General features: G+C 52.3%; 13 protein-coding genes. 6 read left to right on the plus strand and 7 right to left on the minus strand.

Annotated elements, in window-relative coordinates; translation table 11 throughout:
- Nucleotides 1-59 precede the first annotated feature (59 nt).
- The 6 genes from cysQ (at nt 60) to AC2FNE_RS11560 (ending at nt 7,154) form a co-directional block, all read left to right on the plus strand.
- Nucleotides 60-857 (plus strand): 3'(2'),5'-bisphosphate nucleotidase CysQ, encoded by a 798-nt coding sequence (gene cysQ, locus AC2FNE_RS11535; RefSeq protein ID WP_170606443.1) that lies wholly within the window; start codon nt 60-62, stop codon nt 855-857.
- Nucleotides 857-1,657: a 3-deoxy-manno-octulosonate cytidylyltransferase family protein gene (locus AC2FNE_RS11540; RefSeq protein WP_170606445.1), complete on the plus strand. Its 801-nt coding sequence runs from the start codon at nt 857-859 to the stop codon at nt 1,655-1,657. Before cysQ ends, AC2FNE_RS11540 begins: the two co-directional genes overlap by 1 nt.
- A gap of 72 nt (nt 1,658-1,729) precedes the next feature.
- Entirely contained in the window at nt 1,730-2,854 is a 1,125-nt protein-coding gene (locus tag AC2FNE_RS11545) for a glycosyltransferase family 2 protein (RefSeq protein WP_254442565.1), read from the plus strand.
- Nucleotides 2,855-3,024: 170 nt separating this feature from the next.
- Complete coding sequence (locus AC2FNE_RS11550; RefSeq protein WP_170606628.1) at nt 3,025-4,011, plus strand: glycosyltransferase family 2 protein; 987 nt, start codon at nt 3,025-3,027, stop codon at nt 4,009-4,011.
- Nucleotides 4,008-5,708 (plus strand): DUF5927 domain-containing protein, encoded by a 1,701-nt coding sequence (locus AC2FNE_RS11555; RefSeq protein WP_496805424.1) that lies wholly within the window; start codon nt 4,008-4,010, stop codon nt 5,706-5,708. Before AC2FNE_RS11550 ends, AC2FNE_RS11555 begins: the two co-directional genes overlap by 4 nt.
- Before the next feature lie 6 nt (nt 5,709-5,714).
- On the plus strand, nt 5,715-7,154 hold the full coding sequence (locus AC2FNE_RS11560) for a nodulation protein NodH (protein WP_170606449.1): 1,440 nt from the start codon (nt 5,715-5,717) through the stop codon (nt 7,152-7,154).
- Between the two features lie 2 nt (nt 7,155-7,156).
- On the opposite strand, the gene AC2FNE_RS11565 is transcribed toward AC2FNE_RS11560, so the two are convergent.
- From AC2FNE_RS11565 to AC2FNE_RS11595, 7 genes are all read right to left on the minus strand, one after another.
- Nucleotides 7,157-7,675: a L,D-transpeptidase family protein gene (locus AC2FNE_RS11565; RefSeq protein WP_170480954.1), complete on the minus strand. Its 519-nt coding sequence runs from the start codon at nt 7,673-7,675 to the stop codon at nt 7,157-7,159.
- A 61-nt stretch (nt 7,676-7,736) separates the two neighbouring features.
- The gene (locus AC2FNE_RS11570) at nt 7,737-8,522 is read right to left on the minus strand and encodes an ion transporter (protein ID WP_170480957.1); all 786 of its coding nucleotides are present in this window, start codon (nt 8,520-8,522) and stop codon (nt 7,737-7,739) included.
- Nucleotides 8,523-8,548: 26 nt separating this feature from the next.
- Nucleotides 8,549-9,772 carry a class I SAM-dependent RNA methyltransferase gene (locus AC2FNE_RS11575; RefSeq protein WP_496805425.1) on the minus strand — a complete coding sequence of 408 codons (1,224 nt, stop codon included), beginning with the start codon at nt 9,770-9,772 and terminating at the stop codon, nt 8,549-8,551.
- A 39-nt stretch (nt 9,773-9,811) separates the two neighbouring features.
- A complete protein-coding gene (locus AC2FNE_RS11580; RefSeq protein WP_496805426.1) occupies nt 9,812-11,644 on the minus strand; it encodes an ABC transporter ATP-binding protein in 1,833 nt (610 codons plus the stop codon).
- Nucleotides 11,641-13,479 carry an ABC transporter ATP-binding protein gene (locus AC2FNE_RS11585; protein ID WP_170606457.1) on the minus strand — a complete coding sequence of 613 codons (1,839 nt, stop codon included), beginning with the start codon at nt 13,477-13,479 and terminating at the stop codon, nt 11,641-11,643. Before AC2FNE_RS11585 ends, AC2FNE_RS11580 begins: the two co-directional genes overlap by 4 nt.
- Before the next feature lie 191 nt (nt 13,480-13,670).
- Nucleotides 13,671-14,825, minus strand: a complete 1,155-nt coding sequence (locus tag AC2FNE_RS11590) for a CCA tRNA nucleotidyltransferase (RefSeq protein ID WP_496805427.1) — start codon at nt 14,823-14,825, stop codon at nt 13,671-13,673.
- Nucleotides 14,822-15,356: CoA pyrophosphatase (locus tag AC2FNE_RS11595; protein ID WP_496805428.1), on the minus strand; the 535-nt coding region annotated here is incomplete at its 5' end. The genes AC2FNE_RS11590 and AC2FNE_RS11595, both read right to left, overlap by 4 nt.

Here is a 15,356-nt window from a genome sequence, read left to right on the forward strand (position 1 = left end):
ATCGCAGCATAAGGCCGACATAATTTCGGATCAACAAACCACAGGAACGGAGTTTTTTTGTGAATTATAATTCCCTCATTCCCGTCATAAGGCGACTTGCCTTAGAGGCTGGCGACAGGATCATGCAGATCTACGAAGCCGATGACTTTGAGGTAAAAGTCAAATCCGATTCCAGCCCTGTGACCGAAGCCGACGAAGCCGCTGACGCCCTGATCGCGGCGGGCCTGCAGGATTCGTTCCCCGATGTCATGTTGGTTACCGAAGAGCAGGCAGACTCGCACAAAAAAACCAATGAAACCTTTCTGATTGTCGATCCGTTGGACGGCACCAAAGAGTTCATAAATCGACGTGGTGATTTCACCGTAAATATAGCACTGGTGGAAAACGGCGTACCAACGCGGGGTGTGGTTTACGCGCCTGCGCGCGGCAGGATGTTTTACACTCAGGCCGATGGTCAGTCAGTCGAAGAAACCGGCGCTTTGGAGAAAGATCAGCAGGGAGAGACGGCGCCAATTTCAGTCTCTAAACCTGACAATTCCGGACTTTTTGTTGTGGCCTCGAAATCGCATCGCGATCAGGCGACCGAGGACTATATTGATAAATATCATGTCCGAGACAGCAAGAGTGCAGGATCATCGCTGAAGTTTTGTTTAGTGGCTACAGGTGAAGCCGACCTTTACCCCCGGGTTGGCCGCACAATGGAATGGGACACCGCTGCAGGGCACGCCGTACTTTTGGGTGCGGGCGGCAAAGTAGTGAGGTTTGATGATCATATGCCTCTCGAATATGGAAAGGATGGCTATGCAAATCCATTCTTCATAGCCTACGCTCCGGGTGTTGAGCTTAAGGAAGCCTGATGTCTGTTCTTATTGCCATTCCCGCGCGCTATGCCTCTTCCCGCTATCCGGGCAAACCCCTCGTGCCGCTGACTGGCGCAAAGGGCGCCACCATGACTTTGATTGAAAGATCCTGGCGCGCGGCTATGAGCGTGTCTGGCGCTGATCGGGTTGTGGTAGCAACTGACGATGATCGAATTCGCCAAGTTTCTGAAGGGTTTGGCGCCGAAGTTGTAATGACTTCTGAAAGTTGTCGAAACGGCACTGAACGCTGCGCTGAAACCTTGGCCAAACTGAACGGAGGATACGAAATCGTAGTCAACTTGCAGGGTGACGCCCCGTTGACCCCGCATTGGTTCATCGAGGACTTGATCTCGGGTCTGCGTGCCGCTCCCCAGGCAGGCGTCGCAACCCCGGTTCTACGATGTGACGGCGACGCGCTGAACGGTCTTTTGAATGATCGAAAACATGGCCGGGTTGGTGGAACAACTGCGGTTTTCGGGAATGATAAGAGCGCGTTATACTTCTCGAAGGAAGTGATACCCTTTACTTCAGAAACATACGATAGCTCAGATGATACGCCAGTTTTTCATCATGTCGGAGTGTACGCTTACCGCCCAGATGCGCTCGCGGCTTATCCCAATTGGCATATTGGGCCCCTGGAAACGCTAGAAGGACTTGAACAATTACGTTTTATGGAAAACGGGCGCAAAGTTTTGTGTGTGGAAGTTGAAGCCAAGGGCCGCCAATTCTGGGAGTTGAATAACCCTCAGGACGTTGCCAAAATCGAGGAAATGATGGCCGCGATGGGTTTGGAATGACCAATATCCGAGTGACAGGCGGCGCAAGTTTTATTGGGTTTCATGCTTGCACAGCCCTGGCGCAAACCGGTTATGCACTCGCATGCTGCGAAAATTAGGCGAATGCCGGACGGTGGCAAGAAAACGGTGGCTCCTGGAAATAAGGATTACGTGAATAGCGAAGCTGCCGATTCTAATCCGCTGAATTGGCAGCAGAAATATCGGCTGCGCCTCAAACGCAAACGTCTGCTTTGGCGGTCTTTTAGAAGCCGCCATCAGCTAAGCTGTCAGTCAAATCGCACGGAAAACATTGCGCCAGGTGCTATTCTGGCCTTTTCCATCGTGCGAAACGAGATAACCCGCTTGCCTTGGTTCTTCCATCACTATCGCAGCTTGGGAGTTGACCATTTCCTAATGGTGGATAACGGCAGCGACGATGGCACCTTTGAATTTCTTTGCAATCAACCTGACGTCTCGTTGTGGCATACCGATGCAAGCTACCGGAGGTCTCGGTTCGGACTTGATTGGCTTACGTGGCTGCAAATGCGTTATGGCCACGAGCACTGGACGCTGATGGTGGACGCTGACGAAATCCTGATTTACGCCCACCACGACACGAGACCATTGCCGCATCTAACTAGATGGCTTGATGCGACCGGCCAGATCGCATTCGGCGCGCTAATGCTGGATATGTACCCTAAGGGTCCGCTCGGCACGCAGAATTATGACCCAAAAACGGACCCGGTAGCGACCTTGGGCTGGTTTGACGATGGGCCGTACAGGATCAAAAGGCAGAAACCCATGGACAACCTCTGGGTTCAAGGAGGCGTTCGGGAACGTGTCTTTCTCACCGATAGCCCAGACCTCTCGCCGACATTGAACAAGATACCGCTTGTACGATGGTCTCGGCACTTTGCCTATGTGAACTCGTGCCACTCGGCACTTCCACACCATTTGAATCAGGCCTACGATGGGCCCGGTGGTAAAATGCCTTCAGGCGTTTTGTTACACAACAAATTCCTTCCGGATGTGATCGAAAAATCTAAAGCCGAAAAGGAAAGGGGACAGCATTTTCATGATCCTTTGAAGTTCCAATCCTATTACGATGACATAATTTCAGGACCCAATATGTGGACACACCAGTCAACCAAGTATGAGGATTGGGTGCAGTTGGTTGATCTTGGCCTGATGCAGGCAGGGGATTGGGGCAAGATATGAAATGCCGGGGCTTCAAGGAGAAAAATACGGGATTTAAACCCGTTGCCTCGCAATGTGCAAAAATGCCATAAAACGTTAATTGTCCGGGACCACTCAGGCCAATGCCACTTCCGGGCAAGCTCGCGTAAAGAGGGTAGGGCAGTCGCGTGAGCCTTTTGGATTCCTATCGGATGAGACTGCGGCGCAAGCGCCGTTTGTTGCGTTGCATGCGCAAAAGACGCGAGTTGAACGTCAAACAAGACGCCACCAATGTCATCCAGCCTGATGACATACTCTTGATGAGCGTCATCCGGAACGAGAAAATCCGCCTTCCGTATTTCCTGGATTACTACCGCAAGCTGGGTGTTGATCATTTTCTGTTTGTCGACAATGACAGCGACGATGGATCAGCCGAGTTTTTGACCCAACAACCTGACGTTTCCGTTTGGAACACCCAGGCCAGCTATCGACGCGCAACCTTTGGGGTCGATTGGGTCAATTACTTGCTACGCAGTTACGCCCACGGCCATTGGGTCCTAACAGTCGATCCGGACGAGTTCTTTATCTATCCATTTTGCGATACCCGACCAATCCGTGCTCTCACGGATTGGCTGGACGACACAAGTGTACGCAGTTTTGGCACAATGTTAATCGACATGTATCCGCGCGGCCCAATCGAAGAGACGCCGTACCAAGAAGGTCAGAACCCCTTTGAGGTCGCACCGTGGTTCGACACTGGGAATTATATGATTTCGCGCAATCCGACCTACGGAAATCTTTGGATACAAGGCGGGCCACGCAGCCGGGTGTTTTTTTATGAAACACCTTCCAAAGCGCCAGCTTTGAATAAGATCCCGCTGGTCAAGTGGGATCGGCGCTACACATATGTAAGCTCGACCCATGCATTGCTTCCGCGAGGGTTGAACCAAGTCTACGAGCAAAATGGCGGAGAAAAGACCAGCGGTGCTCTATTGCACGCCAAACTGCTCGACACCTTGGGTGACAAAACACGCGAAGAACTGAGTCGCGGACAACATTACCGCAAATCGGATGAATATCGCGCTTATGCTGAACGGTTGCAGTATGGTCCTGTTTTTTGGAACGAGTGGTCAGAAAAGTTCATCAACTGGCGGCAACTGGAAATATTGGGGCTGATGTCTAAAGGAAACTGGGCATGAGCACTCTGGGCATCGTCATGCTGGTTCACACCGCCTTGGACCGAGCGGAACAAGTTGCCAGACACTGGACCGCATCGGGCTGTCCAGTAGTGATCCACGTTGACCGCAAGGTCAATAAAACGACTTATTCCCAGTTCGTTAAGTCTTGCTCTGACGATCCGCTGATATTGTTTTCCGATCGTCATGTCTGTGATTGGGGAGGTTGGGGTATTGTTGCAGCGTCACAGTCTGCAGCCACCCTTTTGTTGGATCGGTTTTCAGAAGTTCACCATGTCTATCTGTCGTCCGGGGCTTGTCTACCGTTGCGGCCAGTGACTGAATTGGTCAATTATTTGGCCGATCGCAAGCGGGTAGATTTCATTGAAAGCGCAACCACTCGCGACGTAATGTGGACAGTCGGTGGTCTGGATCTTGAGCGGTTTACATTTCGGTTTCCGTTTTCCTGGCGAAAGCAGCGCAGATTATTTGACGCACATGTTCGACTTCAACGAGCCTTGGGAATTCGCCGTGCCGTTCCGGAAGGATTAGTTCCTCATATGGGCAGCCAGTGGTGGTGCCTCACCCGACAGACCCTTTCCGCCATTCTGCAAGACCCAAAACGCAGGATTTACGACCGGTATTTTCAGCAGGTTTGGATCCCGGACGAAAGTTATTTTCAAACCCTGGCCCGACTATATTCTACTCAAATAGAAAGCCGCTCTTTGACGTTGTCAAAATTTAACTACCAAGGTCGGCCTCACATTTTCTACGATGATCACCTGCAATTGCTGCGCCGGTCAGACTGTTTTGTTGCGCGCAAGGTATGGCATCGGGCGGATCGGCTGTATCAGGCATTTCTGACCGATCAAGCTGGCGCCATGAAACCCGCCGAGCCCAATCCAGGCAAAATCGACCGTCTATTTGCAAAGGCAATGGAACGACGCACGCGGGGCCGGGATGGGTTATATATGCAAAGCCGATTTCCCAGTCTAAACAAAGGGTGCGGGTTAACAGCGTTCCCATATTCAGTCTTTCAGGGCTTTAACGATCTGTTTTCAGATTTCCAGCCATGGCTGACTAACGCAACCGGTTCCCGCGTTCACGGACATCTTTTCAGCCCCGAACGGGCACGGTTTGGCGGAAATGAAACGGTGTTGAATGGCGGACTAAGCGATAGCGCCAAGTTGAGGGACTATAACCCGGAAGCCTTTATCACGAACCTGATCTGGAATACGCGCGGCGAACGACAGTGCTTCCAGTTTGGTCCCTCCGATTTACAAAAAATCAACACTTTTCTGGCGTTCGATAAGAACGCTAAAATTTCGATCATAACCGGAGCCTGGGCCGTTTCGTTATTTAGATCGAATTTGAATTTCGCGGATATCCGGGCCGAGGCCGCCCGGTTGCAGCAAGTCGAAACGCAACAGTTGAGGGTTTTGAAATCGCTGGATGCCAAGGCTGACATTCGTATTTGGTCACTTTCCGAATTCGTCGAAGCTCCTATGGAACAGCTTCAGACCATAATCGATGATATTGGCGCTCCACATCTTAGGCCTGTAACCGAGGCTCCAAAAATGGTTGATCTGACTGGGTTCGGTAAATTTCTTCAAAACCTCAAGAACCAGGGTATGCACCCATATTTGACGGGTGATTTTTCTGCCGATGATGTTTTTGACACGCAAGTCAGGCCCTTTCGCAAACCCTATCTGGTGAAATAGACTGCAATGACACCGGACTTTGACTATTTCATCGTGTTGGCCGATATGCGCACCGGGTCCAACCTTTTAGAGCTTCACTTAAACACACTGGATGGGGTCACCTGTTATGGCGAAGCTTTCAATCCATTTTTCGTGGGGTTGCCCAAATTGCCTGAAATGCTGGGTTTCACACCCGAAAAGCGTGATCGCGATCCATCAGCACTAATCGACGCAATTCGCAATGCACCTGGTGAACTGAATGGGTTTCGCTTTTTTAGCACTCACGACGCACGCGCTTTGGGTCCCGCACTGGACGACCCGCGTTGCGCTAAAATCATATTAACGCGCAACCCGCTGGACAGTTATGTCTCATGGAAGATCGCGGTTGAAACCAAACAGTGGAAGCTTGTGAACATAAAACAAAGACGTGAGGCACAAGTTACATTTGACCCCGCAGAGTTTGCTGAACAAATCGAGCAGCGGACCGAGTTTCAACGCATGGTTTTGAATAAACTGCAAACGTCCGGTCAAACTCCGTTTTACATCGGCTTTGATGATCTGAACGATATTGAAGTTCTAAATGGGTTGGCAGAATGGCTTGGTGTACGTTCGCGTCTGAATGAGCTTAGCCGACATCTGAAACGCCAAAACCCTGAGCTGACTTTGTCTAAAGTCAAGAACCCCGAGGAAATGGAACGCGCGGTATCAGGGTTGGATCGGTTTAATCTGCATCGCACCCCGAATTTCGAACCACGAAGAGGGCCTTCTGTATCCCGATACGTATGTGCAGCAAAAACGTCCTTGATGTATCTTCCGGTTCGCGGAGGTCCCGAGGCGGCGGTCGAACGGTGGCTTGCTGAGCTGGATTCGGTCAATGTCCAAGACTTATTAACCGACCGTAACCAAAAAAAAGTGCGCAGTTGGATGGAATCGAAACCAGGCCACCGCAAATTTACAGTTTTGCGGCATCCACTGGCGAGGGCTCATTCCGTGTACTGCGAGCGTATACTGGGAACGGCGCCAGGCGCATACATCAAAATTCGTAACATGCTGCGCAACCGCTACAAACTTCCAATACCGGAAGATTTTGAACTTTCAGATTATTCCGTTGAACAGCACCACGAGGGATTTTCAGCATTTCTTGCGTTTTTGCAGAAGATTTTAGCCGGACAAACGCCCATCCGCGTCGATGGGCTTTGGTGTTCGCAGGTTCAGACATTACAGGGGATTTCATCTTTCGCGTTGCCGGACAGCATTCTGCGCGAAGACGAATTGAACAACGCGTTGCCCGAGCTGGCCCGACAAGTTGGTCACCGACACCCGCCAAGACCAATCGCATCAGATCCAGACTCTCCGTTCACGTTGGCTCAAATTTACGATGCGGATTTAGAAGCCCTGGCGCACAAAACCTATCGGCAAGACTATTTGCAGTTTGGCTTTGGTCCTTGGTTGCCATCTGGTGCATAAAATCAAGGGCGCAGTGTAATCACAGTACCTTCGTAGACCATGGAATATATCTCTTCGATCTCATTGTTCTTCACCGCGATGCAGCCTGCTGTCCAGTCTTCTGTTTTCTTCGCACGCTTGCGTTCAGATCGTCGATTGGGTTGACCATGAATAAAAATGTCACCGCCCGGATCGACACCTGCAGCTTTGGCCTTGGCGATATCTTCCGAATTTGGGTACGAGATACCCAGTGAAAGATGATATCTGCTGCGCGGATTGCGGCGATCTATTAGATAGGTACCTTCGGGTGTACGACCATCGCCACGTTTGGTTTTTGTACCGTAGGGCGCAAACCCAAGATCCACCTTATATTCCTTGAGGACCCTTTCGTTATGCAGAAGATACATTCTGCGGGCACCCTTGTTTATGACCAAAGAGGTCACTTCAGGGCCATTGTAACTTAGAAATCTGGGGCCTGTGGAGGCACATGCTGAAAGGCTCAGCGTCGCCATCGCCCCTAGTCCAAATGCTCGACGATCCATGTTTTCACTGCCTGATTGCTCTTTTTTTTTCGCATTATGCCAGAAACGAGAAAAACTGAAATCACTTTTTGATGTTCGCCTGTTCTATAAGTCTGCGTTCAATGTTTTCCAGCCGCTCAAGCACCTCATCACGATACGCATCTGTTTTAACTTCATCCTCTGCATGGTGCGCATCCTGCATCGAATTGACGATCAAACCAACCAGCAGGTTTACCACCGCAAATGTCGTCACCATTATGAAGGGGACAAAAAACAACCAAGCATACGGGTAAACCTGCATCACCGGCCGAACGATGCCCATCGACCAGCTTTCCAACGTCATGATCTGGAACAACGTGTAGGCTGACAGACCGAGGTCGCCAAACCAATCCGGAAAGGATTGAGAAAACAGTTTTGTCGAAATCACCGCGCCTATGTAGAACAAAATGGCCATCAACAGAAAAACGCTAGCCATTCCGGGAAGCGCTGAAATGAAGCCCTCGACGACACGGCGCAATCGTGGGGCAACTGAAATTACCCGTAAAACGCGCAGAATTCGAAGGGCCCGCAGCACTGAAAGGCCACCGCCTCCTGGGATCAGTGCGACCCCAACGATGGTAAAATCAAACAAATTCCAGCCGCTGGTAAAAAATCGCCGCCCGAAGGTGACCAGCTTCAACGCGATTTCAGCAACAAAAATCGCAAGGCAAATCGTGTCCAAAAAAACGATTACCGAACCAAAGCGGTCCATCAAACTGGGTGCAGTCTCCATTCCCAATAGGACCGCGTTGACAAGAATTACGGCTGTGATGAACCGCGCAAACCTTGGATCCTCGACAAAGTCCTGCAGCCGTTGCCTGATCTCCATTCTGGCACTCTCCTGTTTGATCCTATCTATCGACGAAGTGTGAACCCGGCCACCAGTTCGATGTGTGACGACCATCGAAATTGGTCAACAACTTGTATCCATTCAAGGGTGTAACCCGCGGCACACAGTTTTTTGGCGTCCCGCGCAAAACTGATTGGATTGCACGACACGTAGGCAACGACAGGACATTTGGACACTGCCACTTCTGCAATCTGCGCGATGGCACCAGCCCGCGGCGGATCCAAAACGACGGTATCGAACTGTTTTAACTCGTCTGCCATAAGAGGGCGGCGAAAAAGGTCCCTCACCTCGGTTGAGATTTTTTTTAAGCCAATGCTCATTCGCCAACCCTGGTCCAACGCGCGGGTCATAGCTGCGTCGCCTTCGACTGCATGGACTTCGGCCAAATGGGCAAGCGGGAAGGAAAACGTACCGCAGCCAGCAAACAAGTCAGCTATTTTCTTTGCGCCTTTGGATATTTCCATAACCGCCTGTGTTAGAGCCTGCTCTCCGCGCTTTGTAGCCTGCAAAAACGCGCCTGGCGGCGGGACTACGAGGTCCGGTCCCAAATGCTGGGCCGGTGCCTGCCGCATGGCAATGATCTCATCATTCCAAGTCAAGCGCGCAAGACCGTGCCGCTCGGTTTCTTGCGCCAATGCCAATTCCAGCGGACCGTCTAACGCCTTACCCCCTCTCACCGCCACATCCAGTCCGACCTCGGAAAGGGTGAGAGTAACCGAGAGTTCGGCTTTGCGGCTGCCGCCCAATTCAGCCATAGCCTCGGCAACGGGCAGGGCGTTTGTCAGGGCAGGGTCAAGCACATGGCAATCTGATATTTCCACGATGGTGCCTGAGCTGCGCCCATGAAACCCTGTTAAGGCTCCTTTTTTTGTGCGGCGCGCGGATAACACTGCACGCCGGCGGGACCGGACAGGAGAAGTCTGGATGGGGCGCAAAATGGCTTCGATGTGTTGTGCGGCTAATGCCGCTCGAACCACGTCCATCTTCCATCTCGCTACAAACTCGTCCGAAGCATGTTGCAATTGGCATCCGCCACAAGACTTATAATGATCACAAGGGGCTTTGACGCGCTCGCTTGATGGCGATTTGATGCGAATATCGCTCAGTCGATCACCTTCAAGCACGCCAGTAACCACCTCGCCCGGTAAAGTGCGAGGGGCGTATATCGGACCGTCTGCTATTCCGTCTCCATGATGTCCAAGCCGGAGAATGGTGTAATCCTGCGTCATGGCTGGCCTGATACCGGGGCTTGGCCAGTAACAAAACCCTTATTCGGCAGCCGCGGTTTGAATGAAACCTCCGGATTGCCGATGCCAAAAGCGAGCGTACAGACCGTTTTGAGCCAACAGAACGTCATGAGACCCGTTTTCGACGATCTTGCCATGGTCCAGAACAATGATTCTGTCCATCTCGCTCAGTGTCGAAAGGCGGTGCGCTATGGCCAAAACTGTCTTGCCTTCCATCACCCGATGCAGGGCCGTTTGGATAGAAGCTTCAACCTCGGAATCCAACGCCGAAGTCGCTTCATCCAGAACGAGAATAGGCGCGTCCTTTAGGATCGCGCGTGCCAAAGCAATCCGTTGGCGCTGCCCGCCACTTAGTTTAACACCGCGTTCTCCTAGATGCGCATCGTATCCTTTGCGGCCATGCGCGTCCTGCAGATCACAAATGAACTCATGAGCCTCAGCCTTCCGCGCAGCAGAAATCATGTCTTTCTCGGACACGGATGGGTTACCATAAAGAATGTTGTCACGCGCTGATCTGTTAAACATCGCAGTTTCCTGCGTGACCATTCCGATATGACGCCGCAAGCTGTCTTGGGTAACCGCCGCAACATCTTGCCCGTCTATAAGAATAGCGCCTTTTTCCCTGTCATAGAGTCTAAGAAGCAGTGAAACTAATGTGGACTTTCCCGCCCCGGAAGCGCCGACAATACCTAGTTTTTCACCCGGCTCAATTGTCATGGATAGGTCCGTTACACCGCCTATGTCCCGACCATAGGCAAAGCTTACATTTTCAAAAACAATCTGCCCGCGTTTTACGTTCAGGTTTTGCGCTGCAGGCGCATCTTCGACCCTGTCTCGCTTGGTCAGGGTTTTCATTCCGTTTTCGATTTCACCGACATTTGCATAAAGACCCATAAGAGTGAAACTGACCCAGCCAGTCATCTGAGCAATCCGGATAGAAACAGCGCCTGCTGCAACTATGTCACCGGTCGTGGCGTTCCCGTTCTGCCACAACAAAAGCGTCGCACCCAGCAGCAGAACCGGCAGAACGCCAGCAAGTGTCATTAGCACAAATCGAAAACTTGCGGACAACATACCAAAATCAAGGGATCTTTCCCGCAAATCAACCATCGATTGTTGTGCGGATTGTTCTTCAAATTCGCCATGCGCGAACAGCTTTACTGTCTTGATGTTGGTAATCGTATCGACAACCTGCCCTGAAACCGTCGCGCGTGCGCCGGCGCGCGCAGCAGAACGTTTACGTATTCGAGGCAAGTACCAGCGGATTAATAGAAAGTAGACCACCAGCCAAGCCGCGAACGGCGCCATAACCAATGGATGTATTGACCCTAACAAAAGCAAAGAGCCAACCAACGAGGCAATTGCAAATACAATCGCGCTGATTGTTTCAGACACCACAGACGCCATCGCGTTCGAGGTTTGCATCTGTTTTTGAGCAATGCGACCAGCAAAATCGTCGTCGAAGTAAGTCACCGACTGTCCCAATGTCCAGCGGTTTAGTTTGGCAAGAACCAACGGCGTGATATTCGGCATGACGATATAGTTGTTCGACAGCGAGGAGAGGCCGAACAACAGGGGTCGCAGCAACATGAAAAAAGCAACCGCACCCATCAGCTTCCACAAGTTTGCACCTGTCAGAAAGTTATCCGGGCCACTGGCGGTCACCACGTCAATGACGCGCCCCAAGATCCAAGCGGTACCTGCCTCCATAGCGCCCGCAAAGGCCGAAAAGAACGCAGCCGCGAACAACATGGGCCAGGCACCAGACAAACACCAGCGAATGAACGCCCCCAAAGTCTGCGGCGGGGGCGTTTCGGTTGGTCGGAAAGGCTGAATGAGATCGGCAATTCTCATTCGGCGGCCTCTGGGTTCATGAATCCTCCGGACTGCCGCGCCCAGAATTGCGCGTACAGGCCGCCATGGGCCAACAAATCAGCGTGAGCGCCTTGCTCGACGATCCGCCCGCTATCCATGACTAGGATCCGGTCCATCTGTGCAATCGTACTAAGCCTGTGAGCTATCGCGATCACGGTCTTTCCCTGCATCATTCCGTAAAGTGTCTCCTGAATTGACGCTTCAACCTCGGAATCTAGTGCCGAAGTTGCTTCGTCCAGCAAAAGGATTGGAGCATCCTTTAAAATAACCCGCGCCAGCGTCACGCGTTGCCGTTGACCCCCGCTAAGCTTTACGCCTCGTTCACCGACATGCGCATCGTATCCCGCACGGCCCTGTGGATCCTGAAGGTCTAGAATAAATTCATGAGCCTCTGCCTGCTTGGCCGCGGCGACCATCTGCTCTTCGGTCGCGTCGGGACGTCCGTACAATATGTTATCGCGGACAGAGCGGTGCAAAAGCGCGCTGTCCTGTTGAACCATGCCAATGTGGCGCCTGAGACTGTCCTGAGTCACGTTAGCGATATTCTGATCATCAATAAGGATTGCGCCTTTTTCGACATCGTAAAACCGCAAAAGAAGCTTAACTAGGGTCGATTTTCCAGCTCCCGACCGACCGATCAGACCAATTTTTTCCCCGGGGTGTATCGTCAATGAGACGCGATCCAACCCACCAGCTTTCCGACCGTAGTGATGCGATAAATCGCGGATTTCAATCCGACCTTCTGTTAGCTGCAGGGGCTTGGAGCCCGGCGAATCCAAAAGGTCGATGGGCTGCGCTATCGTCTCCATGCCTTCGGCTACAACACCAAGCTGCCGGAAAAAGCTGGTAAGCGCCCACATGATCCAACCGGTCATCGCATTGAGACGCAGAGTCAGTGCCGTTGCTGCGGCCACAACGCCCACGGTTGCGCTGCCTTGCATCCACAACATAATCGCCCATCCAACAACGCCAACGATCAACAATCCGTTCAATGTAACCAAAACAGCATCCATGATTGTGAAGATACGCATTTCGATCTGGAATGTGCGGCGCGTTTCTTCAATGGCCTCGCGGGCATAGTCCAACTCTTGCTGTGCGTGGGCAAACATCTTGACCGAATGTATGTTGGTATAGCTGTCAACGACACGCCCCGTCACGGTGGACCGCGCATCTGATGCAGCCTGCGACGCCGGCCCGACACGCTTCACCGTCCAGCGCACGAGAAGCGCGTAAAGGGCAAACCAGATCAGCAGCGGCAACAGCAAACGTGGGTCTGCAGCCATCAAAAGTATTGCAGCTCCAATCAGATACGCCAGGGAGAATGAAATCGCGTCAAACACTTGAAACACGACTTCACCAGCTGCAGGCGGTGTTTGCATTATCCGGTTTGCAATTCGCCCTGCAAAATCATTTTCGAACCAACCAACGGATTGGCGCAAAACATGTTTATGTGCACGCCATCGGATTAGCGTACCAAAGTTGGGTAAGATAGTGTTGTTCAGCAACAGAACATCGATGACATGTAGGAGGGGCCGCAACAACAGGACAAACGCGGCAACCAGCAACAGCTCGGTCCCGTGGTCCCGCCAAACCTCTGCCGGACTTCTCCCTAGCAGGTCAACGACCCGGCCCATGTAATAGATGAGCCCGATTTCGACTGCGGCAACGACCACGGAAATGAGCCCCGCCCAAACAAAAACGCGAAAGAAAGGCCGGGAATAATCCAACATGAAAGGCCACAATTGCGTTGGTGGTTTGTCGACCTCATCATAGGCGACAAATGGGTCAACGAGGTTTTCGAAATAGCGAAACATTGAGGGTGCTCCGATGAGCTTAAAATTGGAATACGAAAAAAGATGGCGCTTAAACACCACCCTACGGGTCAAGTGTTCCGCGCTTTAGGCGAACCAAATCCCGTAATACATTCGCATTCCTCCCTCCTATTGGGTCACAGCCGAACGTAATCACAAACCGCTCAGCTTGTCATCCCCTTTTGAGACTTCATTTACTCAGACAGCAAATCTTCGCGTTTCAGTTTAAACCCTGACTCGATCCATCTTGCCTCGAGCTCGGCCAGTTTCCGACCCAGCGCCGGGCCGGTAAAGTCCGGTATCAGATCTTGCGCCTTTACCGGGAATTCGGCGCTTGCCCCGCGTTTCAAATCCCTTGCCATCTGATGTGACCATGGATGCTCCAGAAATGCACAACGCAACAGTGTTTTGTGCAATCCACCTTCGATGCCGTAGCGAAATCCAAGTTCGGCAACACTTGCCGGACTCATCGCTTCGTCCCTCATCCTTGTCAGCCGGTGCATTTGAGCGCGGCTGAGGCGCAAGGTTTCCGCAACTTCGGGCGGGGCGATGGCAGCCAGTCGCCGAACAGGATCGGGGATCGCACCCGCGTCATTTTCAACTGCAATCAGGATTGGAAGCGGTCGATCTTCAGAGCCCGGTAGTACACTAGCCAGAACACCGGCTTGGCGCATTGCCGCGACTGAAGGTGCAGGATCCGGCGCGCCCAAGAGTTTCAGTAGCTCTGCCCCAACCCTTTCCCGCGACAGCCCGATTAGCCCGCCAAGGTTTTCGGCAATCGCAGATAGCGCGTCGGCATCAAATCCGGCCTCGGCGTCGCCATACCAGGCGTGAAACCGAAAATATCGCAGCGAGCGTAAGTAATCCTCGCGGATTCTGTCCCGAGCCGTGCCAATAAATCGAACCTTTCGCGCCAACAAATCCGGCATGCAATTCAGTGGGTCCAGAATAGAACCGTCCGGCCGGGCATAAAGCGCGTTCATCGTAAAGTCGCGGCGAGCGGCGTCTTCCTCGACCTTCTCCGAAAAAGCAACAACCGCGCGGCGACCGTCAGTTTTTACATCTCGGCGAAAAGTTGTGACTTCGTGTGGTACACCATCGCTTACAACGGTAATTGTTCCATGCTCAAAACCGGTTGGGATCGCTTTCAGCCCCGCCGCCACAGCCATGTGAATGACCTGTTCTGGATGCGCATCTGTGGAAATGTCTATATCCGTTACTGGCACCTGCAGGATCGTGTTTCTTACACAGCCACCGACAAAAAAAGCCTGCGCACCTCCTGCTGTCAGTGCGGCACAAACCGCCTGAGTAGCCGGTTTGGTTATCCATTCTTCGGTGATTCGGTTCATTCGTTTACCTGCGCCGCCAGCCCTCGCAGAATGCGGGCCGTGGCGCCCCAAATGTAATAAGGCCCGTATGGTACGGTAAAGTAATATCGCTTTTGGCCGCGCCACCGACGAGATTCGATCACGTAGTTCGCGGGGTCGAGGACATGCGCAAGCGGAACCGAGAAGACCTCTTCTACCTCGCCAGGTTCTGGCACAGGGTCGAACGGACGATCAAGCACAGCAATAACTGGGGTCACCGAAAAGGATGTAACGGTTTCATGGGTCGGCAGACGTCCCAGAATACGCGGAAATTCAAGCGGTAGACCGATTTCTTCCTTTGCTTCGCGTAGCGCGGTCGCAGTGACATCCTTGTCACCTTCATCCTGCTTGCCGCCCGGAAACGCGATTTGACCGGGGTGGTGTTTTAGTGCCGACGACCTTTTGGTCAAAATTAGGCGCGGATCACTTTCGGTCACCATTACTGGTACAAGCACCCCGGCAGGGCGCAGTTTGCGCCCCGCGGGCAGATTAACTTCCGGGTTCAGATCAAAA

The sequence above is a fragment of the Ruegeria sp. YKSD179 genome (assembly GCF_059612885.1).

What these genes read in the sequence shown, in the direction of transcription:
- AC2FNE_RS11550 (WP_170606628.1), top strand. Translation starts at nt 3,025, where the DNA reads ATGAGACTGCGGCGCAAGCGCCGTTTGTTGCGTTGCATGCGCAAAAGA.
- AC2FNE_RS11585 (WP_170606457.1), bottom strand. Translation starts at nt 13,479, where the DNA reads ATGTTTCGCTATTTCGAAAACCTCGTTGACCCATTTGTCGCCTATGAT.
- AC2FNE_RS11575 (WP_496805425.1), bottom strand. Translation starts at nt 9,772, where the DNA reads ATGACGCAGGATTACACCATTCTCCGGCTTGGACATCATGGAGACGGA.
- AC2FNE_RS11570 (WP_170480957.1), bottom strand. Translation starts at nt 8,522, where the DNA reads ATGGAGATCAGGCAACGGCTGCAGGACTTTGTCGAGGATCCAAGGTTT.
- AC2FNE_RS11560 (WP_170606449.1), top strand. Translation starts at nt 5,715, where the DNA reads ATGACACCGGACTTTGACTATTTCATCGTGTTGGCCGATATGCGCACC.
- AC2FNE_RS11555 (WP_496805424.1), top strand. Translation starts at nt 4,008, where the DNA reads ATGAGCACTCTGGGCATCGTCATGCTGGTTCACACCGCCTTGGACCGA.
- AC2FNE_RS11580 (WP_496805426.1), bottom strand. Translation starts at nt 11,644, where the DNA reads ATGAGAATTGCCGATCTCATTCAGCCTTTCCGACCAACCGAAACGCCC.
- AC2FNE_RS11540 (WP_170606445.1), top strand. Translation starts at nt 857, where the DNA reads ATGTCTGTTCTTATTGCCATTCCCGCGCGCTATGCCTCTTCCCGCTAT.
- AC2FNE_RS11565 (WP_170480954.1), bottom strand. Translation starts at nt 7,675, where the DNA reads ATGGATCGTCGAGCATTTGGACTAGGGGCGATGGCGACGCTGAGCCTT.
- AC2FNE_RS11545 (WP_254442565.1), top strand. Translation starts at nt 1,730, where the DNA reads ATGCACTCGCATGCTGCGAAAATTAGGCGAATGCCGGACGGTGGCAAG.
- AC2FNE_RS11590 (WP_496805427.1), bottom strand. Translation starts at nt 14,825, where the DNA reads ATGAACCGAATCACCGAAGAATGGATAACCAAACCGGCTACTCAGGCG.